The organism is Microbulbifer bruguierae, assembly GCF_029869925.1.
Lineage (GTDB): Bacteria > Pseudomonadota > Gammaproteobacteria > Pseudomonadales > Cellvibrionaceae > Microbulbifer > Microbulbifer bruguierae.
The window spans coordinates 2,385,068-2,410,526 of the sequence record NZ_CP118605.1 but is presented as its reverse complement, the minus strand read 5'-3'; the positions used below and the strand labels follow the sequence as shown (position 1 = coordinate 2,410,526).

Genomic DNA, 25,459 nt, shown 5'->3' with positions numbered 1-25,459 from the left:
CCTTGTCGGTGTCTGCCGATTTAGGGGCGCCCAAATGCTTGGGCAGTTAAGGGATGGGGGGCCGTAGGCCCAGAAAGTGGTGATAACAAGAGTTGGCCTGAGGGACAGGTTCGCCAGGAGTAATTTATGAAAACAGGCTCCCAGAGTTCATTTTCCGCGCTGCGCAGTAATCCTGCCGCGCTGTTTATGGGTTTGCTGGTACTCGCCACACTGGCGGGACTGATCGTTAGCATCTTCTTGGTGCAGCGCAACGCCGACCGCGACCAGGAACACCTTGAGGATGTGGCCGAATTGCGCGCACTGTCCTATCAGGTGGTGTCCTACGCGCCCGCAGCCACCGCCGGCGATGAGCAGGCGTTCGTAGACCTGGAGCGGACCGTCAACCAGATGTCGGCCACCTGGAGCGAGCTACAGGGGATGGATAGGGCCAGTAGTAAGGCACTGGAGAGCGAACTGGCCAACTACGGCCAGGTATGGCGCCAGCTGCGCGAACAGGCCGATACCATTCTGGGCAACAAGGATTCGATCATCTTCCTGAATGACGTGGCGAGTACCCTGAACGACTCGCTGCCGGAACTGCAGGCAGAGCACAACAATATTGTGGAAATCCTGCTGGCTAACAACGCCCCGGCGAACCAGGTCGAACAAGCCCAGCTGCAGGTATGGCGCGCCGAACGTATCGGTCGAAACATCGATAAAATGCTGCAGGGTGGTGATGACGCGGAATCCGCGGCGGACCAGTTCAATACCGACGCCAGCCTGTTCGGTAAAGTGGTTGAGGGCATGAAGGGCGGCGACGTGGTGATGGGTATCTCCCGCGTAACCGACGACGAAGCCCGCGAGTCCCTGGAAGAAATTACCGAACTGTTTGAATTCGTAAGCTCCTCGGTACGCGAAATCTTTGAAGCCACGCCAGCGCTGTTCGCCACCCGCCAGGCCGCTGACGGTATTGCTACTTCTTCGCCGCAGCTGCTGGAAGCTCTGTCTATCCTGAACGACCGTATTGTCAGCCTGTCCGACGAGCGTCAGCCCAATAACCAGACCATTGCCATTATCGCCGGCGTCTTCGTACTGTTGATCTTTGCCATGATGGTGCAGGCCTTCTCCGGAACCCGCCGCAGTCTGCGTGAAGAGTCCGAAACCAACGAGCGTAACCAGCAGGCGATTATGCAGCTGCTGGACGAACTGGCCGACCTTGCAGACGGTGACTTGACCACCACCGCAACGGTAACCGAGGCCTTCACCGGTGCGATTGCGGACTCTATCAACTACACCATCGACCAGCTGCGGGTACTGGTATCGCGAATTAATGGCGCGGCTCAGGAAGTATCTTCCCTGTCTCAGGAAACCCAGCAGACGGCATTACACCTGGCCGAAGCCTCCGAGCACCAGGCGCAGGAAATTGCTGGTGCATCTGCGGCGGTAAATGAGATGGCCGTGACCATTGACCAGGTATCTGCTAACGCCGCCGAATCGGCGCAGGTAGCGGAGCGCTCGGTACAGATCGCGAGCAACGGCGCCAAGGTGGTACAGAACACCATCAAGGGCATGGATACCATTCGCGAGCAGATTCAGGACACCTCCAAACGAATCAAGCGCCTGGGTGAATCCTCCCAGGAGATCGGTGACATCGTTAGCCTGATTAACGACATTGCCGACCAGACCAACATTCTGGCACTTAACGCCGCCATTCAGGCGAGCATGGCCGGTGATGCCGGTCGAGGCTTCGCGGTGGTTGCGGACGAGGTACAGCGACTTGCGGAACGTTCCGCCGCTGCAACCAAGCAGATTGAGGGCCTGGTAAAAGCGATTCAGTCGGACACCAACGAAGCGGTTGTATCGATGGAATCCACCACCACCGAGGTGGTGCGCGGTGCCCGCCTGGCACAGGACGCGGGTGTTGCCCTGGAAGAGATCGAAACGGTATCTACCAACCTCGCATCCTTGATTCAGAACATCTCCAACGCGGCACGCCAACAGGCCTCGTCCGCAGGTCATATCTCCAACACGATGAACGTGATTCAGGAGATTACCTCGCAGACTTCCGCGGGTACCCAGGCCACTGCACAGTCCATTGGTAACCTGGCCCAGACCGCTTCTGCCCTGCGCGATTCCGTTGCCGGCTTCAAGCTGCCCACCGATGACGAGGTGGAAGGCGAAAGTGACCTGTACGATGGGGATCTGGCGGAGCTGTCTGAAGAGTTCCCAATGCTGGACGACGATACCATCGGCGAAGACGCACTGGATACTGAGCGGGAGCGCGAAGAGCGAGCTCTGGCCTGATAAGCCGCTAAACCCATAACGAAAAGCGGACGTCCCCGTATCGGTGAGAGCGGGGGTGCACAGTCGCAGACCGGGTGTCGCCCCCGCGCGTTACCCGGCTGCGGCGAAATCGAATTACCGAGGACTTGGCGTGAATCGGGACAATCCCAATTTTGTAGCCCTGGATTGGCTGATAGGCGAAATCAACGAAACGCTGGCTCAGGCGCGTCAGCACCTGGAAACTTTTGCCTCGGATTCTTCCACGCCGGATAGTTCCGGTGATTCCTCCGGTTTACTGAAAAACTGCCTGGACCTGATTCACCAGGTGCACGGCTCCCTGCACATGGCGGAGCTTACCGGTGCCGCCATGCTCGCGGAAGAGATGGAGCAGTTGGTGCAAGCGCTGGCCAGCGGCGAAGTCGAGAACAGCGATGAAACCCGCGAATTTCTTATGCGGGCATTGCTGGAGCTTCCCCTCTACCTGGAAAAAACCGCATTCCAGCGCCGTGACAATGCGGTGCTGTTGTTGCCGTTGCTGAATGATTTGCGCGCGGTACGCCGCGAGAGACTGATCACTGAGGGCGCGCTGTTTGCCCCGGATTTGTCTGCGCTGGAAGAGATCGTGGGCAAGCGCCAGGCCCTGCTGAATAGCCCGGAAAAACTGCAGCAGCTGGTGCTCAAATTGCGCAAGATGTATCACGTTGCGGCGGCTTCGCTGATTCGCGATGTGAACAGCGGTGAGAGTATCGCTTACCTGGGTAAGGTCAGTGAGAAGATGGCGCTGTTGTACAGCGGCAGCCAGCGCCGGCACCTGTGGGAAATACTGCAGGCACTGCTAGAAGGCATCTCCGACCACCGCATCAATGTGTTGCCCGCCTTGCGACAGCTGCTGCGCCGCATCGATGTGGAATTCCGTCTTCTGCAGGGCCAGGGTGTGCGGGTACTGGATTTGCGTCCGGATCGCGATTTGCTGCGCAACCTGCTGTTTTACGTATACCTGAGCGGACCCAATGGACCGCGCACCAGCGCGCTGTATACGAAGTACGCCCTTGATCAGGCTGTGCCGGGTACCCCACGACCGGATACCGAAGATGCACTGGCTATGGGCCCTGAGGCGATGGGTACCGCAGTCGCTGCACTGCGGGAAGAACTCGCCAGCGTGCGCGAAGCGTTGGACCCCAGTGTTACCACTACCGAGCGTCCACCGCTCGCGGATACCGCGATAATTGCCAAGCGCATCGCCGACACCCTCGGCGTGTTGGGCCTGGAAAATCAACGCACCCGCGCGCGCAGCATATACGAACATCTGCGTGACGCTTCTCGCAGCTCCGATCCGGATGAGTTGCTGATGCAGGCAGCGTCAGAACTGGTGCAACTGGACTCGGGTCTCGCTGCGGCGGTGGAGCGCGACAAAAAGATCGACAGCGATTCCCCGCTCATGGGAGAAGCCACCGAACGCGTACTGCGCGAGGCGCGTATTGGCCTGGAAAATGTAAAAGAGGCCGTTGTCGAGTACATCGCCAGTCACTGGGATGCCGGCCAATTGTCACAAGTGCCGCAGCGTCTGCAGGAAGTCTGTGGCGGCCTGGATATGGTGGGTTACCAGCGCGCCGCTGAAATCGTCGGAGCGTGTAAAAAATATATTGAAGAGCGTCTGATCCACGCCGGTGAGCAGCCGGACTGGAAGCTGTTGGATACCCTGGCCGACGCCGTTACCAGTGTCGAGTACTACCTGGAGCGTCGCGCGGAGGGCATCGAAGATGCGGATATGCTGTTGGCCCTGGCGGAAGAAAGCGTCGCTACGCTCGGCTACGCCGTTGCCGGCGGCCAGGATCCCGAGAATATCCAGAGTCAAAAGACTCTGTCCGATAGTGTTATAGAGCCGCCGGATCTGGATGTTATAGCGGAAGACCAGGCACTCTCACAGGAGCAACTGGAAGAGCGGGGGCTCGCCAGTTTTGAATTTTCGCTCGATGACATAGCCGCTGAAACCGCGGTTATCGACGCATCGGAAAGCGCAGATCCGCTGGCCGATCTGGCGGCCGGTCTGACCGCAGAGCCAACAACAGATCTGACAAAAGAATCGTACGCGGATGAGCGCCTTTATGAATCTGCCGTAGACCACTTCGCCGTAGATTCGGCGAGGCCGGTGACACCAAATACAGTACCTGCTCCGGTGTTGGCGGATGACGATGAAACCAGCATCATCGACGACGAAATTCTGGAAATTTTCCTCGAGGAAGCGGCGGAAGTACTGGAGACCATCGAGCATTACTTCCCGCAGTGGGTGGCCAATTTTGGCAACCGCGATGCGCTGGTGGAATTCCGACGGGGTTTCCATACCCTGAAAGGTTCCGGCCGCATGGTGGAAGCGATGGAAGTCGGTGAGCTGGCCTGGGCCGTGGAAAATATGCTGAACCGGGTCCTTGATGACACCATCACCCCGGGCCGTGCCCATGCGTTGCTGATTGAACAGGTGCTGGCGAAACTTCCTTCCATGGTCGACGCTTTCCGCACCCGCAGCGGTGATCCCGAACCCGCACGTACTGCGGAGCTGGAACACTGGGCCAAGCAGCTTTCCATGGGGGAAGTTCCCCAGGCGTTACTGCAGTCCGCCGAGCAGGAGGACGAGACCGGCGCGGCGATTGAAGATGAATTGGTTGACGCTGATGACAATGCCCAGCTGTGGGAAATTTTTGCCCAGGAGGCAGAGACACACCTGGCGACCGTGGCAGAATTTCTGTCGGAGATGGACCGTGCTGCGCCACTGTACGGGATTCCTTCCGATCCGCTGCACCGCGCCCTGCATACCCTGAAAGGCTCCGCGCACATGGCCGAGGTTACCCCGGTTGCGGAATTGATGGCGCCGCTCGAGCGCTTTGTGAAGGAATTGCGCACCTATCAGGTCCCCATCGATAGCGATATCTACGAGCTAATCGGCGATGCAGCCAGCTATGTAAAAGTTGCGCTGAACCAGATTTATTGCGGCGAGCCACTGTTGGTGGAGCGCAGTGAGCAGTTTCTGGCGCGGGTGGCTGAGCTGCAGGAACGCGCGGTTGGGCACCTCATTCGCGAACGCGAGGCCAACGAACCGAAAGCGGTAGATCCGCAGTTGCTGGCGGTCATCATGGCCGACGGCATGAAAGTATTGCTGGATGCAGATCAGATGCTGCACCAGTGGCGTCAGCAGCCGATGGATACGAGCATCCTGCTGCCGGTTGCGGAAGAGCTGGATGTGCTGCAACAGGCCGCCGGTCAGGCGCAATTGCCAGCCCTGCAGGAGTTGTCACAGTTGCTGTTGGCAGTATATCGCCAGGTCATCGACGGACACCTCGAAGTGGAGCCCGCACTATGGGCGGCCCTGGAGCAGGGACACAACGAGCTGCTGGATCTCGTCGACGCGGTGGCGGCGTCTACCGACCTGCCTCCAGTAAGCGAAGCAGTGGGTGAGGCTCTGCGCTATCTGGCTCAGGGCGACGATGGTGGCGAGGACGAGGATATCGACCTGTCCGAATACGGCATCGACAGCGACGTATTCGGCGTAGAGGACAACGGTGATTCCGTCGTTGCGGAAGCGGACGAATCGGAACTGCTCATTGAACTCGAACTTCCCCGTGACGAGGCGGGCGAAGAAATTGTTATCGAGATGTCGCAAGTCGACGCTGATGGCAATGAAGGAATGCTTGCCGACCTCAATTTCGACGACCTGCTGGCAGAACAGGCGGCCCGCAGCGATTCCCTGATTCCGCAGGCGACGTCGGACAGTGAAATTCCGGAACAAGAGCCGGAGCTCACCGTCGAATGGCTCGAAGCCGAGTTGAGTGCGGCGCAGTCACATGTTGAGCCTGAACTGGACGATATCGTTATCGTCGACGTGCCGGAAGCGCCGGTTACAGAAGACTCAGTCGAAGAAAGCCAGATTTTTGATGAGATGGCGGTTGTTGGCTCGTCAATTGAAGACCAGTCTGCACCGGTAAACGCCGCCGAGGTGGAACCTGAAGTGCCAGCGCAAGAGATTGCGAGCGAACAGGTTTCTGTGCCAGTTGCGCCGGCTCTCGAGGTTGAGCCGGGCACCGGTGAAATCAGTGAATCTCAGCGTGGCCTGCTGGCGGATATCGATCCGGATGTGGTGGAAGTATTCCTGGAAGAGGCTAGCGACCTGATGGATGAGCTGGAAGAGCTGATCCAGAACTGGGAGCAGTCTCCAGAAGACCGTGAGCCCCCCGAGGCGCTCAAGCGTGTGCTGCACACCTTCAAGGGCGGTGCACGCATGGCGGCATTGATGGGACTTGGTGAAGTCGCGCACCGTTTTGAAACGGTGATCGAAAATATGCAGAGCGGCAGTTCGCCCTCCGCTGAGTTCTTCGCCGATGCCCACGCAATCTACGATCGTCTCGCCGCCGGTGTCGAAACCGTGCGCGCATGGATGGGGGGCGATGAGCTGCCCGCTTTCTGCGCCCTGCTGGAAACCAGTTGGGCGGATGAGCAGGTGGCGGTAGACGCAAGTCCCGTCGACTACGGTATCGAAGCCACTGAACCGGATACCCGGCCTGAGCCGGAGCTGCTGTCCGAGGATCGCGACGAGACCCCTGAAGTGGTTGCTGAAGAACCGGATTCCGGCGATGTCAAACTGCCGGCGGTGGAAGTGATCGAGAAGGTAGCTGCGGCGCAGGCTCCAGTGCCCGCCAGCAACGTGCTGCCGTTTGTGCGCAAATCGAAGAATATTGGCGAGCGCGATGGCGGCCAGCCGCGCAACCAACCCCAGGAAATGGTGCGGGTTGCCTCGGAGCTACTTGAAGAACTGGTAAACCTCGCCGGTGAGACCTCGATTTCCCGCGGGCGTCTGGAAGAGCAGGTCAGTGAGTTTGGTCTGGCGCTGGACGAGATGGACTCGACCCTCTCCCGCCTCAACGAACAGCTGCGCAGGCTGGACAAGGAGACTGAAGCTCAGATCCAGTTCCGTCAGGAGCAGCTGGCGGAGCAGGACGTTGATTTTGACCCGCTGGAAATGGACCGCTATTCGTCCATCCAGCACCTGTCGCGCTCACTGCTGGAGTCCACCTCGGACTTGCTGGAGTTGCGCCAGACCCTGGGCAACAAGGCCCGGGATACGGAAACCCTGCTGCTGCAGCAGTCGCGGGTAAACACCGAACTTCAGGAAGGCCTGATGCGCAGCCGCATGGTGCCTTTCTCCCGCCTGGTGCCGCGACTGCGCCGTATTGTGCGCCAGGTAAGCGCGGAATTGAGCAAACAGGTGGATCTGGTGTTTTCCAACGTTGAGGGAGAACTGGACAGATCCATGCTGGAGCGCATGGTGGCGCCCCTGGAGCATATGCTGCGCAACGCGGTGGACCACGGGATTGAATCGCCGCAGGCGCGTCGCGACGCCGGCAAAGCGGAACGCGGGCGTATTTCCGTGGCGCTCGCACGGGAAGGCAGTGAGGTGGTGATTACCATCAGTGACGACGGGGCCGGGATCAACCTGATGCGGGTGCGCGAAAAGGCGATCGAAACCGGCCTGATGCGCCCGGACGCAGAGCTGTCCAATAGTGAGATTATGCAGTTCATTCTGCATGCAGGTTTCAGTACCGCAGAGCAGGTCACGCAGATTTCGGGCCGTGGTGTCGGCATGGACGTGGTGTCTGCGGAAATCAAGCTGATTGGTGGCAGTGTAACCATCGCCTCCCAGGCGGGTGAGGGCACCGAGTTTGTGGTGCGGCTGCCGTTTACGGTTTCCGTGAACCGCGCGCTGATGGTGAAAGTGGGCGAGGATATGTTCGCACTGCCGCTGAACACCATCGAAGGTATCGTGCGTCTCAGCCCGTTCGAGCTGGAGCATTACTATCGCACGCCGGACGCACGCTTCGAATACGCCGGTGAGCCCTACCTGGTGAGTTATTTTGGTAGCCTGCTGCAGTCCAGTGCGCAACCGCGCCTTGTGGTGGAAGACATGCAGATGCCGGTACTGCTGGTGCGCTCGGACAATTCCGCCATGGCCCTGCAGGTCGACGCCATCCTGGGCAGCCGCGAGATTGTGGTGAAGAGCCTCGGGCCGCAGTTCGCCAGTGTTCAGGGGGTATCCGGTGCTACGGTGACCGGTGACGGGACGGTGGTGGTGATTCTCGACGCCCACGCCCTGCTGCGGAAGCACTCGGCACAGTTGGCACGTCCGGAGATTCCCCTGCTGGAGGAAAAGCCTGTAATCAGTGGTCGCGAGGAGCCGGAAACCCAGAAACTGGTGATGGTGGTGGACGACTCGGTAACGGTGCGCAAGGTAACCACTCGCTTCCTGGAACGCGAAGGCTTCCGGGTGATTACCGCGAAAGACGGTCAGGACGCCATTATCCAGCTCCAGGATGTCATTCCGGACGTGATGTTGCTGGATATCGAGATGCCGCGGATGGATGGTTTCGAAGTGGCGCGCAATATGCGCTCGAGTGGCCGCTTGCGGGATATCCCGATCATTATGATCACCTCCCGTACCGGTAAGAAGCACCGGGATCATGCCCTGTCGTTGGGGGTAAACCACTATCTGGGTAAACCCTATCAGGAGGAAGTGCTGTTGGCGGCGATCCGCGACTTTACCGATGCGGAGGCCGAGGTGTGATGGCGACGGCGTCAGCAACGAGCAACGAATATATGCAAGCCCGAGTGCGCGGCGGAGAACACAAAGCATGAGCGGAGTAGACGCCTTGCCCACTACCGAAGTACCGCAGGAGGTCAGCAGCCTGCTTTTGCCGCTGGCGGATGGTCAGTTGCTGGTGCCGGTGGAAACCCTATCCGAAATTATTGCGCTGCAGAGCCCTGTCACCGCGTTTGATGCGCCGGACTGGTATATGGGGGAGTTACACTGGCGGGAATTGCGCCTGCCGCTGATGTCCTTTGAGGTGATGCGCGGCAATCCTATGCCTACCCTGCGCAGTAACTGTCGTATCGCGGTCCTGAGTACCGGCCAGGCGGAAGGCGATCTGCCGTTTTTTGCCCTGGTACTTCAGGGTACACCGCGTCTGGTCCGGGTTACGCCGGAAGAACTGGCGGGGCGCGATGCCGAATGCGCCATGGGAGAGTTGATGCACGTGGCACTTTCCGGCGAAGCGGCGGTGATCCCTGATCTGGCAGAAATGGAAGAAGCCTGTCTGGCGTACCGCAAACGCCGCTGATTTTCCTATTGCAACGACTGCTGGACATAAGGCCAAAAAAAGCCGCCCTGTGACATAACAGGGCGGCTTTTTTGTTTCTGCCCTTGGTAGGAGGTCAGAACAACTCTTCTGGCAATGACTCCTGGGCCTGGTCGTCATTTGTCGCCGGCGTATCCGGGCTCTCTGAGTAAATCGACGGGTAGTTACCATAGTTTTCGCGCCCCGGCAGGCGGTCCGCACGGAAGATCTCGAAGATGCCGCCGCGGGATGTGCGCAGTCCGGTGCGTGGATTGATACGCATGGTCACTATATCGTCTGGCTGCGCCAGGTGGCGCTCCGGCAGGCCTTCGAGTGCCTCGGACATGAAGTCGATCCAGATTGGCAGCGCTGCCGAACCACCGTACTCATTCTTGCCAAGTTCAGAGTTGGAGTCGAAACCGACCCAAACACTGGTCGCCAGGTGGGGACTATAGCCTGAGAACCAGGCGTCCCGGGGGCCGTTTGTGGTGCCGGTTTTACCGGCGATATCACCGCGCTTCATGGATAGCGCCATACGTCCGGTGCCCTTCTTGATGACATCCTTGAGCATCGAATCCATGATGTAAGCGGTCTCCGCCGAGATGGCGCGGGGTGCCCTTGGGCGGGCCTGTTCATCCGCATGCAGCGGTGCAACCGGCAGGGTCCGCAATTCCAGTGGTTCTCGTTCACCGGATGCCAGCGCTGTTTCCTGGGGAATTGATTGAAGGTCGATGGGCTCGGGCTCACCGCCATACTGCTCACTGGTTTCCGGGCAGTCACTACACACAGTCAGCGGCAGCGCCTGATAGATAGTGTCACCGTGTACGTCCAGAACCTGGTCCACCAGATAGGGCTCGACCCGGAAGCCGCCATTGGCGAAAGCCGCATAGCCCCGCGCGATCTCAAGCGGCGTCAATGCCGAGCTGCCAAGGGCAATAGTGAGGTTGCGCGCGAGCTTACTGCGATCGAAACCGAAGTTTTCGACGAAGTTGAGCGCGTAGTCGATGCCCAGGGCCTGCAGCAGGCGGATGGATACCAGGTTTTTCGACAGATACAGCGCCTGGCGCAGGCGAATGGGGCCGAGAAAATCACCACTGGAGTTTTCCGGACGCCAAACGTCTTCGAGGTTGGTCTGTTCAAAGATGATGGGGGCATCGTTAATGATACTGGCGGCGGTGTATCCCCGCTCGATGGCGGAAGAGTAAATAAAGGGTTTGAAATTGGAGCCGGGCTGGCGCGCCGCCTGGGTGACGCGATTGAAGTGGCTCTGGCGGAAATCATAGCCGCCAACCAGGGCACGGATAGCGCCGTCTTCCGGTTGCAGCGACACCAGCGCACTCTGCGCTGCCGGTACCTGGGTCAGGTGCCACTCTTCACGGGGCTGAGGCGTTTCCGTTTGTTCGTCGTCAGCGAGTCCTTCCGGAGTCGTGAAGGGGTCGTCGGTAACGGTGGCATCGGCGAGCGATTCTGCGGCATTCTCAATTGCTGCCACACGGGCATTTTCCCGTTCTTTTTCCACCTCTTCTGCGGAGATGAGTACCCTGCGCAGGCGCACCACGTCACCAGGGGCGAACATTTCGTCGGCGGACTTGAGCCGCGGACCGCGGGCGTTTTCAGAGATATAGGGGCGAATGGTGCTGAGGCCGCGATCCCAGGGAATTTCAATTACGCGGCGGTCCCGCAACTGTACACTGAGGCTCTGTGGCGCTACCGCGGTCACCACGGCGGGCTCCAGGTCGCCGAGTAGCGGGATCTCCCGCAGCAGATCAACCAGTTGGTCATTGTCCGCCAGAAGCTCAGGGTCAAGCCGCTGCTCTGGGCCGCGGTAGCCGTGGCGGCTGTCGTAGGTTTCGAGGCCATTCTGCAGAGCCTTGCGCGCCGCGTCCTGCAGCTTGCTGTCGACGGTGGTGATTACCTGGTAGCCGTCGGTGTAGGCGGCGTCGCCGAACAGCTCCACAGCTTCCTTGCGCGCCATTTCCGCCACATAGGGCGCGCTCATGTCCAGATCGCGGCCGTGATAGCGGGCGGTAACCGGCGCAGTGATGGAGTTTTTGTAAGCGTCCTGGTCGATATACCCCAGATCCAGCATGCGCTTCAGGATCCAGTTGCGGCGCACCAGCGCGCGGGAGGGATTGGCGATGGGGTTATAGGTGGACGGCGCCTTGGGCAGGCCCGCCATCATCGCCCACTGGGCCAGATTCAGCTCGTTGATGTCCTTACCGTAGTACACCTGCGCTGCAGCCTGGAAGCCGTAAGCGCGGTTGCCCAGAAAGATCTTGTTGATATACAGGGCCAGGATTTCGTCCTTGCTGAGCTCCTGTTCAATCTGCAGCGATAGGAGAATTTCGTTGAATTTGCGGATAAAGTGCTGATCGCGGCTGAGAAAGAAGTTTCGCGCCACCTGCATGGTGAGGGTGCTACCGCCGGACTGGATGGAGCCACTGGCCACCAGCTGGCGTGCGGCGCGCATCAACCCCTTAATGGAGACACCGCTGTGGGAATAAAAGGCGTCGTCCTCCGCGGCCAGAATGGCCTTGATGAACATGTCCGGGGTCTGCGCGATGGTAATCGGACTGCGGCGTTTTTCGCCAAATTCGCCGATTAGCTTCATATCTCGCGAGTATATCCGCAGGGGGGTTTGCAGGCGGATATCGCGCAGGCTTTCCACCGACGGCAGTCCGGGCTTCAAATAGAGATAAATGCTGGAAAACGCCATAGCACCGGCGGCGGCGCCGGCGAGAGCCAGCCACAGCAGGGAAAGCAGGCGGTTGCGGGCTTTTTCGGTCATGGAAATCTTTCTGTCTACGTCTTGATCAATTATATCGGCACTGTTCGACAATTATACGAATAATGTGCACTGTTACCTATGCAAAAGGCGGTTGCGACGGTAATTTAAAGTGCTATACCATCAAACCTCCATAACCCACGGAAAAGATAAGAAAAATGGGGATGCTCCCTTTTCTCAGTAAGGGTCCTAAAGCCATGCTTGGGCTCGATATTAGCTCCACCTCGGTAAAGTTGCTCGAACTGAGTCGCAATGGCGACAAATACCGCGTGGAAAGCTATGCAAGTGAGCCGTTGCCCCCGAATGCGGTGGTGGACAAAAATATCAACGACGTGGGTGCCATTGCCGAAGCCATCCGCAAGGTCGTACGGCGTTCCAAGACTCGCCTGCGCCAGGCTGCAGTGGCGGTATCCGGGTCCGCGGTAATTACCAAGACCCTGGACATGCCTGCAGATCTCTCGGACGACGCTCTGGAAGCGCAGATTGCGCTGGAGGCGGACCAATATATCCCCTATCCGCTGGATGAAGTGAATCTGGATTTTGAGGTGCAGGGACCGTCGGAGCGCGGCGAAGGCCAGGTGGAAGTGCTACTGGCGGCATGCCGCAGCGAGAACGTGGAACAGCGCGTATCCGCTTTGAACGAAGCGGATCTACTGCCCGGGGTGGTGGATGTGGAAGCCTACGCCATTGAGCGGGCCTATACCCTGATGGACAACCAGTTCCCGGCTCAGGAGCAGCTGGTGGTCGCGGTGATCGATATCGGTGCCACCATGAGTGCGCTTTCGGTGCTGGTTGACGGTCGTACCGTATACACCCGCGAACAGCTGTTTGGCGGGCGTCAGCTTACCGATGAAATCCAGCGCCGCTACGGTCTGTCTTCGGAGGAAGCCATGCTGGCCAAGCGCCAGGGTGGCAGCGGCTTGCCCGACGACTACTACCCCGAAGTGCTGGAGCCTTTCCGCGATGCGGTAGTGCAACAGGTCACTCGTTCCCTGCAATTCTTTTATTCTTCGACCTCCTACAGCGATGTGGATTACATCCTGCTCGGTGGCGGCGTCGCCGCGATGGACGGGCTCGCTGAGCTGGTGGGTCAGAAACTCAACAAGCCCACTATGGTGGCCAATCCCTTCCGGGATATGAGTGTGGCCTCCCGGGTCAATCGTCAGGCACTGGCGGTGGAAGCGCCGTCACTGATGATTGCCGCGGGTCTCGCCATGCGCGAGCGGGAGTTTTAACACATGGCAAAGATCAATCTACTCCCGTGGCGCCAGGAATACCGGGAGCAAAAGCAGAAAGAATTCCAGCAGGTCGCCGTGCTGGTTGTGATTGTTGCTGCTGTCTCAGTCTTTATGTGGATGAAGACGGTCGATGCGCAAATCGATAATCAGAAAGAGCGCAATCAGCTGTTGAATACAGAAATCATGGCGCTGAATAAGCAGGTGAGGGAGATCAAGGATCTCAAGAAGCGTCGCCAGCAGCTGATCGATCGTATGCGCGTGATTCAGGAGCTGCAGGGCAATCGCCCGCTGGCAGTGCGCTACTTCGATGAGATGGTGCGGGCAGCGCCGGAAGGTCTGTGGCTCACCAACCTCAAGCGCACCGGTAAGACCCTGAAGATATCCGGGGTAGCAGAGTCCAACAACCGGGTGTCCTCCTTTATGCGAAGCCTCGACCAGTCTGAATGGTTTGAGTCTCCGAATCTGACCGGGGTGACGGCGAAGCCGGCATTTGGCGAGCAGGCCAGCGCATTTGAGATGACAGTCAGTGTCAGCGGCCGCAAAAAAGAAGAAGATGGCGATGCCGCCAACAATGGAGCCTAATCGTGGCGCTTGAAGATACTCTCAAACAGCTGAATCAGCTGGATATCAGTGATATCGACTTTTCCCGTGTCGGCGTCTGGCCGTTGGCGGGGCGGATAGTGTTGTTGATCGTAATTGCCGCGGTGCTGGTGGGCGGAGGATATTATTTTCTGGTCAAGGACCGCTACGCCGCGCTGAACATCGCCGTGAATAAAGAGCGTGATCTGTTTACCCAGTTTGAGCGCAAATCCCACGAGGCGGCCAATCTGGATGTCTATCGCGAGCAGCTTGCCGAAATGGAAGAAACCTTCGGTGCGCTGCTCAAGCAGTTGCCCAAAGATACTGAGGTGCCGGGGCTGCTGGAAGATATCGACGAGTTCGGTCGCGGCAGCGGCCTGACAATTCAGAAGATTGCGCTGGAAGGCGAGCAGGTAGGTGAGTTCTATGTCGAACTGCCAATCCGTATTGAGGTCCAGGGCGGCTACCACGAGTTCGGAGCCTTTATCAGTGGTATCGCGGGCATGCCGCGGATTGTCACACTGCATGATTTCGATATCAAAACGACGAAAAATAGCGCGGCGCTGTTGAACATGGTAGTGAGCGCAAAAACCTACCGTTATAAGGATCAGGGGGAAGAGGGATGAAAAAGTACTTCGCTCTGACCACCGTGCTATTGGCGATGGCTGGCTGTAGCATGGACGGGGGGCACGCGGATCTTCGTAAAAAGATGACCGAGGTCAAACTCAAGCCGCGCGGCCAGATTGATCCTATCCCCACCTTTACGCCTTACAGTCCCTATGTATACAGCGCTGCCGCGCTGCGCAGCCCGTTCCTGCGCCCGGTACTCGAGGCCGATCAGCGCCTGGTGGGGCGCAAGCTGGATGTGGCCCCGGATTTGAACCGAAAAAAAGAAATGCTGGAAAGCTACCCCTTTGATGCGCTGGCCATGGTGGGCACCCTGTCCCGGGGCGGGCAGTTATGGGCGCTGGTGAACGATGGTGATGGCGGTATCCACCGCATCACCATCGGCAATTACATGGGTAAAAATCACGGGCGTGTGGTCAACGCCTCATCGTCGCAAATCGATGTACTGGAAATTGTGCCGGATGGTACCGGTGGCTGGATTGAACGGCCGCGGGCTCTGACTTTGGAAGAGAAGGAAAACTAAAATGATCACCACGCAACTCGCCAAAGTATTGGCGCGGATCGCCAATGCACTACCGCGTGTGAAAGCACTGTTGTTTGGCCTGGTGTTGCTGCCGCTGGCGGCTCCGTCTCTGGCCAGCCAGCTGAACGATATCCAGTTTTCCGAGCTGCCCGGCAGCCGCCTGCAGCTGCGCCTCACTTTCAGTGATGTGCCGCCGGAACCTACGGGCTACACCATCGAGCAACCGGCCCGTATCGTTATGGACTTTGCCGGGGTCGAGAGCGTGCTGCCGCAGAAAAAATACAGTCTGGATATCGGTGCCGCGCGCAGTGCGGTGATCGTCTCCGGTGAAGATCGCACCCGTCTGATTCTCAATCTGGACCAGCTGCCGGTGTACACCAGTGAGCGCATTGGCAATCAGGTGATATTGGAAGTGGGTGCGGACGTTGCGACAACCGCTGCAGTGACAGCTGCACCGGTACTCAGCAGCACCAATATTGGCGGTAACGCCCAGTTCAAGCCTGCGGGCGGTGTGGCGATCAGAAATGTCGACTTTCGCCGCGGTGAGGGCGGCGAGGGCAAAGTGATTGTCAGTCTGACCGACCCCGCAGTGAACATTGATGTAGAGCGCACCAAGGGCAAGATTATTCTGACATTCCTCGGTGCTGAACTGCCGCAGTCCCTGCGCCAGCGTCTCGATGTCACCGACTTTGCTACCCCGGTGAACGCCATCAGTGTTGATTACGATGGTCGCAATACCGTGATTTCTGTAGATCCCCACGCTGGTGATTACGACTACCTCGCCTACCAGGCGGACACCGAGTACGTTCTGAGTGTGAAACCACTCAGTGTTGCCCAGGTACGCGAAAAGCAGCAAGAATTCCAGTTTACCGGAGAGAAGCTGTCCCTGAATTTCCAGGATATCGAGGTTCGTTCGGTATTGCAGTTGATTGCCGATTTCACCGATCTCAACCTGGTGGCCAGCGATACCGTACAGGGGCGTATTACCTTACGCCTTGACGGTGTGCCCTGGGACCAGGCGCTGGAGTTGATCCTCAAGGCCAAGGGCCTGGACAAGCGCCAGGACGGCAATGTAATCATGGTGGCGCCGGCGGCAGAGATTGCCGAGCGCGAGCGCCGCGAACTGGAGACCCGCAAGCAGCTGGAAGAGCTGGCGCCGCTGCGCACCGAATATATCCAGATTCGCTACGCCGATGCCCGTGAACTCTTTTCCCTGTTTGCCGGAGCTCAGGGTGGCAGACAGGGTGGCGGTATGGGGCGGGGTAACTTCGCCGGTGGGCGCGAGGATCAGGAGAGCCGCAGTATCCTGTCTTCCCGCGGTAGTGCCATTGTGGACGAGCGCACCAATACCATTATCCTCACCGATACCGAAGACAAGATCGCCCAGTTCCGCGATCTTATCGGCGCCATCGATATCCCCATCCGCCAGGTAATGATCGAGGCGCGTATCGTGACTGCCAACACCGACTTTGAGAAAAGTCTCGGTGTGCGCTGGAGCTATATGGAGGATCACAACACCAGTGACGACACCATTGGTATTGGTTCCGGTGGTCTGGCCTCGTTCCCTTCAGACGGTGACGGCAATGGCCCAGACATGTCTGCGCCGACCACGTTGCACGATCCGATGCTGATCGACTTGGGAATCACCAACCCGGCGGGTAGTGTGGCTTATGCGATCCTGAAAGAAGACTTCCTGCTAGGTCTGGAGCTGTCTGCGCTGGAAGATTCCGGCAAGGCGGAAATCGTCTCCCAGCCGAAAGTAGTGACGGGTGACAAACAGGAAGCGAGCATCCGTTCCGGTGTACAGATTCCCTATCTGGAAGCCACTTCTTCCGGGGCCGCTTCGGTGACCTTCAAGGAAGCGGTACTTTTATTGAATGTGACTCCGCAGATCACTCCGGATGACAACATCATCATGGACCTGAACATCGACCAGAACAGTGTCGGTGAGCTGTTCACCAATGTGGTTACGGGTGCGCAGATTCCGGCGATCAACGTGAACTCCCTGCAGACCAAAGTGCTGGTTGCCAACGGTGAGACCATTGTGCTCGGTGGTATCTTCGAAGCGCAGTCCATCGAAGGTGAAGTGAAGGTGCCATTGCTGGGTGACATCCCGTTCCTGGGCCATCTGTTCAAGCAGTCCACCAGGCAGGAAGACAAGCGCGAGCTGCTGATCTTCATCACCCCGCGCATCATGCAAGACGAGTTCCTGTCCTTCAGCAAGTGATTTCCCAGCCTATCTTCCTTGTCGGCCCCATGGGGGCCGGCAAATCCACCATCGGTAAATTACTGGCGACCCAGCTAGGGTTGCCTTTTGCCGATTCCGACAAGGTGCTGGAAGATCGCACCGGAGCCGATATTCCCTGGATTTTTGATGTAGAGGGGGAGGCCGGCTTCCGCCGTCGTGAAAGCGAGGTGTTGCGGGATCTGTGCAGTGGTGCGCCGCAAGTTGTCGCTACCGGCGGCGGTATCGTATTGCTGCCGGAAAACCGCGTTCTGCTCAAACAGCAGGGATTTGTTGTGTACCTGCGGGCGGGGCTTGACCAGCTTGTGGAGCGCACTTCAAAAAGCAACAATCGGCCATTGCTGCGGGTAGCGGATCCGCGCACAAAGTTGCAGGAAATCTTGCAGCAGCGCGAGCCGTTTTACACCGAGGTTGCGGACCTGGTCTGCGATACCGATCACTGTAGCCCCAGGCAGGCGGCGCAGCTGGTAGCGGACCGGCTGTTTGCTGAGACGTCTGGCTAATACAGCGGTTCTCCCGTAGGCACGCAGGCCTGTGCTAGAGTGCCGCCCTCCTGAATTTTCTATTTATTGTGTACGCGAAAGGGAGCAGCCATGCACAGTCTCAATGTCGACCTGGGTGAGCGCAGTTATCCGATTCTGATCGGATCCGGATTACTGAAACAATCCATGTATTTCGCCGAGCATATTCGCGGCCGGCAGGTTCTGGTGGTCACCAACGAGACCATTGCTCCATTGTTTCTGGAAACACTGCTATCGAGTCTGTCCTCATTCGATAAGGTCGACAGCGTGCAGCTCCCCGACGGCGAAGCCTTCAAAACCCTGGATACCCTCAATCGTATCTTTGATGCACTGCTCGAAAAACGCCACGACCGTAGCACCACCATTGTTGCCCTCGGCGGCGGAGTGGTGGGAGATATGAGCGGCTTTGCTGCGGCTTGCTATCAGCGCGGCGTGGATTTCGTACAGGTTCCCACGACCCTGCTATCCCAGGTGGATTCCTCCGTTGGTGGTAAAACCGGCGTGAATCATCCTCTGGGAAAAAATATGATCGGCGCATTTTACCAGCCGCAGCTGGTGCTGATCGATATCGATACTCTTGCCACCCTGCCGGATCGCGAATTGTCGGCGGGCATCGCCGAAGTGATCAAATACGGCATGATTTGTGATGCGCCGTTTTTTGCCTGGCTCGAGGAAAACATGGATGCCCTGCTGGCGAGGAACCCGGAAGCACTATCCTATGCGGTTCAGCGCAGTTGTACTGACAAGGCGGCCGTTGTCGCCGAAGATGAGCGGGAGTCCGGGCGCCGCGCGATCCTCAATTTTGGCCACACTTTTGGCCACGCCATCGAGGCTGTGCAAGGTTACGGCAAATGGCTGCACGGCGAAGCGGTCGCTGCGGGGATGGTGATGGCAGCCAGGTTGTCGCACTTGCGCGGCTGGATCTCTGCGGGCGACGTAGATCGTCTTTGCTCGCTGCTAAGTAGAGCCAATCTTCCGCAACAATCCCCTTCTGATATGACGGTGGATGATTATCTGCAGGCAATGGCTGTGGATAAAAAGGTGCAAAATGGCAAATTGCGCCTGGTGCTGCTCGAGGCCCTGGGAAATGCGCAAATTAGCGACGACACGCCCAAAGATCAGCTGGTAGAAGCTTTGCGCGCCTGTGGTGCAAAGTGACAGGGATTTGGGATTTTGCGCTGGGTGAGGAGTATTTGACAAAACTGCGTCAACAAAGAAGATAAGTCGGTTGATAGGCTTACTGGCAGCGAATAAATCTGGCGATTCTTGCAATTACAGGGGGGCACGAGTAATATTGCGCGCCCCCTCGGTGAAAGCCGGGGAAGTGAGCCAATAACAACAAGCGCAGGCACGTGATATCCGTGCAAAAACAAAGCCCCGCAAGCGGGCTTTTTTTGTCACTGGAGTACGGAAAAATCAGTGGAATCTGCGGCACCATTGGCTCGAAAGTAGATAAATATACCCCCAGGGGCGGTCCGCGGACTGTGAACTGATGGCCATTGCGTGAATTGACACTCTGGCGATCGGCGCGTAAGGGGTAGCAATAACACTTTGAGGAATTCTATGGGTAGCGGTCTGTATCGATTGGATGAGTTCAAAGATAACTGTGGCTTTGGTCTGATTGCCCACCTGAAAGGGCAGACCAGCCACAAGTTGTTGCAGACAGCGATTGAGTCGCTGACCTGCATGACTCACCGCGGGGGCATAGCCGCCGACGGCAAAACCGGCGACGGTTGCGGCTTGTTGCTGCAAAAGCCGGATGCCTTTCTGCGCAATGCCGCCAGGGCAGCTTTTGGTGGTGAGCTGACCGATAACTACGCCGTGGGCTCCATCATGCTTCCGCTGGATGAAGCGGAAGCCGCTGCCGCGCGCAAAATCCTGGAAGCAGAAGTCGTCGCGCAGGGCCTGAACGTGGCTGGCTGGCGTCCGGTGCCCACCAATGCCGACTGCCTCGGCCCCATTGCGCGCGAGTCGCTGCCGCGCTTCGAGCATCTGCTGATCAACGATGCCGAACAGCCGCTGGGCGACCAGAAGTTTGCCGCACGCCTGTTCGTGATCCGGCGCAAGGCGGAACAGCAACTGGGGGACGATACCTACATCGCCAGCCTCTCCACCGGGGTGGTTTCCTACAAGGGCCTGATGATGCCGGCGGATCTGCCGGCGTTTTTCCCGGATTTGGCAGACCCGCGCCTCGAGACCGCCATTTGTGTGTTCCACCAGCGCTTCTCTACCAATACCATGCCGCGCTGGCCGCTGGCGCAGCCGTTCCGCATGCTCGCGCACAACGGCGAGATCAACACCGTTACAGGCAACCGCAACTGGTCCGTGGCGCGCACGCCCAAGTTCAATACCGAGTTGCTGCCGGAGCTGAACGAGCTGGCGCCGCTGGTCAACCGCACTGGCTCCGACTCCTCCAGTCTCGACAATATGCTCGAGCTGTTGATGGCGGGCGGCATTGATATGCACCGCGCCATCCGCATGCTGGTCCCGCCGGCGTGGCAGAACGTGGACACCATGGATTCCGAGCTGCGCGCCTTCTACGAATACAACTCCATGCACATGGAACCCTGGGACGGTCCCGCCGGCCTGGTACTGACCGACGGTCGCTACGCCGTGTGCACCCTGGACCGCAACGGCCTGCGCCCGTCCCGCTGGGTGATCACCAAGGACGACTTCATCACTGTTGCGTCCGAGGTGGGTACCTATCAATACGACCCCGCCGACGTGGTGGCCAAGGGCCGTCTCGGCCCGGGCCAGATCCTGTCGGTGGATACTTTGGAAGGCAAACTGCGCCACACCGCCGAAGTGGATGGCGAGCTGAAAAAAGCGCATCCCTACAAGCAGTGGCTGAAGGCCAAAGCGCGTCGTATCCGCTCCACTCTGGTCACCGCGCCGGTGGACAACAATTTCTCGTTCGAGCAGTTCAAGGTCTACCAGAAGCTGTTCAGCTCCTCTCTTGAGGAGCGCGACCAGGTGATCCGCCCGCTGGCGGAATCCGGTCAGGAAGCCGTGGGCTCCATGGGTGACGACACCCCGATGGCGGTGCTGTCGCAGGGCAACCGCTGTCTGTACGACTTCTTCCGCCAGCAGTTCGCGCAGGTCACCAACCCGCCCATCGACCCGCTGCGGGAAACCATCGTCATGTCCCTGGAAACCTGCCTGGGCCGTGAGAAATCCGTGTTTGAGGAAACCCCCGAGCACGCCGACCGCGTGATCCTGTCGTCGCCGGTACTGTCGCACATGAAGTACACCGCGCTACTAGACCTCGGCCGCGAGGAGTTCAAGGCGAAGGTATTCGACCTGAACTACGATCCCGCAGAGTTGGACCTGAAGGGCGCCATCGAGAAACTGTGCCAGGACGCCGCCGACTCGGTGCGCAACGAGGGCACCGTGATCGTGGTGCTGTCGGATCGCAGTATCGAAGAGGGCAAACTGCCCATCGATGCACTGCTTGCCACCGGTGCGGTACACCACCACCTGGTGCACAACGGCCTGCGCTGCGACTCCAACGTGGTGGTGGATACGGCCACCGCGCGCGACTCGCATCAACTGGCGTGCCTGATCGGCGTTGGCGCCACGGCGGTGCACCCGTACTTCTCCTACAGCATCATCAACCACCTGATTGAAACCGGTGAACTGTTGCTGGACGCCGCCACCGCGCAGAAGAATTACCGCAACGGCATCATCAAGGGTCTGCTGAAAATCCTGTCGAAGATGGGTATTTCGGCCGTAGCCTCTTACCGCGGCGCGCTGCTGTTCGAACTGGTGGGGCTGTCCCAGGACGTTATCGATCTGTGCTTCCCGGAAGCACCGGCGCGTGTGCTGGGTGCTGGTTTCGCGGAGTTGGAAGACGATATGCGCGCGCGCGCCGAGCTGGCGTGGAAGCCGCGTAAGAAGGTATCCGCCGGCGGTCTGCACAAGTTTGTCTACGGCGAGGAATACCACGCGTTCAACCCGGACGTGGTCAAGGCGCTACAGGAAGCGGTGCGCTCTGGTGACTACGGCGCCTGGCGGGATTACGCGAGCCTGGTGAACCAACGCCCAGTTGCCACCCTGCGCGACCTGCTTGGACTGAAAAAGGATCTGCAGCCGATTCCGCTGGAAGAAGTGGAACCGGCGGAGAGTATCCTGCGTCGCTTCGACAGCGCCGCCATGTCTCTGGGTGCGCTGTCGCCGGAGGCTCACGAGTCCCTGGCCCAGGCCATGAACCGCCTCGGTGGACGCTCCAACAGCGGTGAGGGTGGTGAGGACCCGGCCCGTTTTGGCACTGACAAGGTGTCCAAAATCAAGCAGATCGCCTCCGGTCGCTTCGGTGTCACCCCGCACTACCTGGTGAATGCGGAAGTCCTGCAGATCAAAGTTGCCCAGGGCGCCAAACCCGGCGAGGGCGGCCAGCTGCCCGGCGGCAAGGTCAACGAATTGATCGCGCGGCTGCGCTACTCGGTGCCCGGTGTGACCCTGATTTCACCGCCGCCGCACCACGATATCTATTCTATCGAGGACCTGGCACAGCTGATTTATGACCTGAAACAGGTCAATCCGGATGCGCTGGTATCGGTGAAACTGGTATCCCGCCCCGGCGTCGGTACTATCGCCGCCGGTGTGGCCAAGGCCTACGCGGACCTGATCACTATTTCCGGTTACGACGGCGGTACCGCTGCGAGCCCGATTACCTCTATCCGCTACGCCGGTTCCCCGTGGGAGCTGGGCTTGGCGGAAACCCACCAGACCCTGCGCGCGAACGACCTGCGCGGCAAGGTGCGGGTGCAGACCGATGGCGGTCTCAAGAGTGGTCTCGACGTGGTCAAGGCGGCGATTCTTGGCGCCGAGAGCTTCGGCTTCGGCACCGCGCCGATGGTGGCGCTGGGCTGTAAATACCTGCGTATCTGCCACCTCAACAACTGCGCCACCGGTGTCGCCACCCAGAACAAGGATCTGCGTGACGAGCACTACATCGGCACCGTGGAAATGGCGATGAACTTCTTCAGGTTTATGGCCGAGGAAACCCGCGAGTGGATGGCGAGCCTGGGTGTGCGCACCATGGACGAGCTGGTGGGGCGTGTGGATCTGCTGGAAACCCTCGAGGGGCAAACCAGCAAGCAGAAGACCCTGGACCTGTCGCCGTTGCTGCACACCGATGCGCTGCTCGACAGCAAGCCGCAGACCTGCCAGCAGCCGAAGAACGAGCCCTGGGACAAGGGTCTGTTAGCCGAGCGTATGGTGGTAGAAACCCTGCCGGCAATTGAGAACCTGTCCGGCGGTGAGTTCAGTTTCAAACTGACTAACTGCGACCGCTCCATCGGTGCGCGCCTGTCCGGCGAGATTGCGAAACGCCACGGCAACCAGGGTATGGTGGATGCGCCGATCAAGCTGCGTCTCACCGGCGTTGCCGGTCAGTCTTTCGGCGTGTGGAACGCTGGCGGTCTGGAGATGTATCTGGAAGGCGATGCCAACGACTATGTGGGCAAGGGTATGGCTGGCGGCAAGCTGGTGATCCGTCCACCCGCGGGTAGCAACTTCAAGTCCGAGGAAACCAGCATCATCGGCAACACCTGTCTGTACGGTGCCACTGGCGGTAAGTTGTTCGCTTCCGGCTGCGCCGGCGAGCGTTTCGGGGTGCGCAACTCCGGTGCCTTTGCGGTGGTTGAGGGTGCGGGTGATCACTGCTGTGAATACATGACTGGCGGCATGATCGCCGTGCTGGGCAAGACCGGGGTCAACTTCGGTGCCGGTATGACCGGTGGCTTTGCCTACGTGCTGGATATGGACCGCGACTTCTTCGACAAGTGCAACCATGAGCTGATCGAGCTTAGGCGCATCAGCAGTGAGGCGCTGGAGGAGTACCAGAGCCACCTGCGCGAAGTGATCGAGGAGTTCGTCGCCGAAACCGGCAGTGCCTGGGGACAGGAGCTGCTGGACAACCTCGACGACTACCTCAACAAATTCTGGCTGGTGAAGCCGAAGGCCGCCAGCCTCGCCGGACTGCTGTCCGATGTACGCAAGCGCGGCGAATAAGAGGGAGATTTACTATGTCACAGCGTCTGAACAACGATTTCCAGTTTATCGACGTTGGCCGGGTCGACCCCGCCAAGAAAGACATCATCACCCGCACCAACCAGTTCGTGGAGATCTACCAGCCGTATACCGAACGGCAGGTAGCCAGCCAGGCGCACCGCTGCCTGGACTGCGGCAACCCCTACTGCGAGTGGAAGTGTCCGGTACACAACTATATTCCGAACTGGCTGCGCCTGATCAGCGAAGGCAACATCATGGAGGCGGCGGAGCTGAGTCACCAGACCAACTCGCTGCCGGAAGTGTGCGGCCGTGTGTGCCCGCAAGACCGTCTGTGCGAGGGGGCTTGTACCCTGAATGACGGCTTCGGTGCGGTGACCATCGGCAATGCCGAAAAATACATTACCGATACCGCCTTTGCCCTGGGCTGGCGCCCGGATATGAGTGCGGTGAAGAAGACCGACAAGCGTGTCGCCATCGTCGGTGCCGGACCTGCCGGCCTTGCCTGTGCAGATGTGTTGGTGCGCAACGGTGTACAGCCGGTGGTGTTCGACAAGCACCCCGAAATCGGTGGCCTGCTGACCTTCGGCATCCCCGAATTCAAGCTGGAAAAGTCCGTGATGCAGCAGCGCCGCGCGATTTTTACCGAGATGGGCGTGGAGTTCTGTCTGGAAACCGAGATCGGCAAAGACATCAGCTTTGATCAGCTGATGGCCGATTACGATGCGGTTTTCCTGGGTATGGGGACCTACAACTACATGAAGGGCGGTTTTCCCGGTGAGGACCTGCCGGGCGTGTACGACGCATTGCCGTTCCTGATTTCCAACGTCAACCGCAACATGGGTTGGGAGAAGAATCCGGAAGAATTCATCTCCGTGGACGGCAAGCGCGTGGTGGTGCTCGGTGGTGGTGATACCGCGATGGACTGTAACCGTACGTCCATCCGCCAGGGGGCCAAACGCGTGACCTGTGCTTACCGCCGCGATGAGGAAAACATGCCCGGTTCCCGCCGCGAAGTGGCGAATGCGAAGGAAGAGGGTGTACGTTTCCTGTTTAACCGCCAGCCGGTGGAAATTGTCGGTGACGGCAAGGTGGAAGGGGTTAAAGTGGTTACCACCCAACTGGGTGAGCCGGACGAGAACGGCCGTCGCCGTCCTGAAGTGGTGGCGGGTTCCGAAGAAATCATTCCGGCAGATATTGTGCTGGTTGCCTTCGGTTTCCGTCCAAGCCCGGCGGAGTGGTTTGGCGATCACAATATCGACGTCGCCGAGTGGGGCGGTGTGGTGGCTGCTGAAAAGCAGGAATACAAGTTCCAGACTTCCAATGAGAAGGTCTTTGCCGGCGGCGATATGGTGCGGGGTTCCGACCTGGTGGTGACAGCCATCTGGGAGGGGCGCCAGGCCGCCGAGGGGATTCTTGACTTCCTCGCGGTATAAACGAAAAAAGGGGCTTTAAAGCCCCTTTTTTTGTGTCTTCACATCGCTCTTGTCTGCTGATTGCTATTCCCGTG

The 25,459-nt window shown here is 59.0% G+C and carries 13 protein-coding genes; 12 read left to right on the top strand and 1 reads right to left on the bottom strand.

Translation table 11 applies throughout. From position 1 onward, the window contains the following. Positions 1-126 precede the first annotated feature (126 nt). The 3 genes from PVT68_RS10000 (at position 127) to PVT68_RS09990 (ending at position 9,422) form a co-directional block, all read left to right on the top strand. Entirely contained in the window at positions 127-2,283 is a 2,157-nt protein-coding gene (locus PVT68_RS10000) for a methyl-accepting chemotaxis protein (protein ID WP_280317644.1), read from the top strand. A 130-nt stretch (positions 2,284-2,413) separates the two neighbouring features. Next, entirely contained in the window at positions 2,414-8,869 is a 6,456-nt protein-coding gene (locus PVT68_RS09995; protein WP_407666148.1) for an Hpt domain-containing protein, read from the top strand. 67 nt (positions 8,870-8,936) lie between these two features. After that, positions 8,937-9,422, top strand: a complete 486-nt coding sequence (locus PVT68_RS09990; RefSeq protein WP_280317641.1) for a chemotaxis protein CheW — start codon at positions 8,937-8,939, stop codon at positions 9,420-9,422. 94 nt (positions 9,423-9,516) lie between these two features. Here PVT68_RS09990 and PVT68_RS09985 read toward each other — a convergent pair whose 3' ends face one another. Next, positions 9,517-12,207, bottom strand: coding sequence for a penicillin-binding protein 1A (locus PVT68_RS09985; protein ID WP_280317639.1), 2,691 nt, complete (start codon positions 12,205-12,207; stop codon positions 9,517-9,519). Between the two features lie 155 nt (positions 12,208-12,362). Between PVT68_RS09985 and PVT68_RS09980 the strand changes: the two genes are divergently transcribed. The 9 genes from PVT68_RS09980 to PVT68_RS09940 all read left to right on the top strand — a co-directional run bounded on the left by PVT68_RS09980 (position 12,363) and on the right by PVT68_RS09940 (position 25,385). Beyond that, entirely contained in the window at positions 12,363-13,439 is a 1,077-nt protein-coding gene (locus PVT68_RS09980; protein ID WP_280317637.1) for a pilus assembly protein PilM, read from the top strand. A gap of 3 nt (positions 13,440-13,442) precedes the next feature. After that, the gene (locus tag PVT68_RS09975; RefSeq protein WP_280317635.1) at positions 13,443-14,024 is read left to right on the top strand and encodes a PilN domain-containing protein; all 582 of its coding nucleotides are present in this window, start codon (positions 13,443-13,445) and stop codon (positions 14,022-14,024) included. Between the two features lie 2 nt (positions 14,025-14,026). Then, positions 14,027-14,647 carry a type IV pilus inner membrane component PilO gene (locus tag PVT68_RS09970; protein ID WP_280317633.1) on the top strand — a complete coding sequence of 207 codons (621 nt, stop codon included), beginning with the start codon at positions 14,027-14,029 and terminating at the stop codon, positions 14,645-14,647. Beyond that, positions 14,644-15,171, top strand: a complete 528-nt coding sequence (locus tag PVT68_RS09965) for a pilus assembly protein PilP (protein ID WP_280317631.1) — start codon at positions 14,644-14,646, stop codon at positions 15,169-15,171. The genes PVT68_RS09970 and PVT68_RS09965 overlap by 4 nt, the downstream gene beginning before the upstream one ends. 1 nt (position 15,172) lies before the next feature. Continuing rightward, entirely contained in the window at positions 15,173-17,398 is a 2,226-nt protein-coding gene (pilQ, locus tag PVT68_RS09960) for a type IV pilus secretin PilQ family protein (RefSeq protein ID WP_280317629.1), read from the top strand. Continuing rightward, positions 17,398-17,919, top strand: a complete 522-nt coding sequence (locus tag PVT68_RS09955; RefSeq protein ID WP_280322498.1) for a shikimate kinase — start codon at positions 17,398-17,400, stop codon at positions 17,917-17,919. Before pilQ ends, PVT68_RS09955 begins: the two co-directional genes overlap by 1 nt. 90 nt (positions 17,920-18,009) lie before the next feature. Beyond that, positions 18,010-19,095: a 3-dehydroquinate synthase gene (gene aroB / locus PVT68_RS09950; protein WP_280317627.1), complete on the top strand. Its 1,086-nt coding sequence runs from the start codon at positions 18,010-18,012 to the stop codon at positions 19,093-19,095. A 405-nt stretch (positions 19,096-19,500) separates the two neighbouring features. Next, positions 19,501-23,952 carry a glutamate synthase large subunit gene (gene gltB, locus PVT68_RS09945; RefSeq protein WP_280317625.1) on the top strand — a complete coding sequence of 1,484 codons (4,452 nt, stop codon included), beginning with the start codon at positions 19,501-19,503 and terminating at the stop codon, positions 23,950-23,952. Positions 23,953-23,966: 14 nt separating this feature from the next. After that, on the top strand, positions 23,967-25,385 hold the full coding sequence (locus tag PVT68_RS09940) for an FAD-dependent oxidoreductase (RefSeq protein ID WP_280317624.1): 1,419 nt from the start codon (positions 23,967-23,969) through the stop codon (positions 25,383-25,385). Positions 25,386-25,459: the final 74 nt, after the last annotated feature.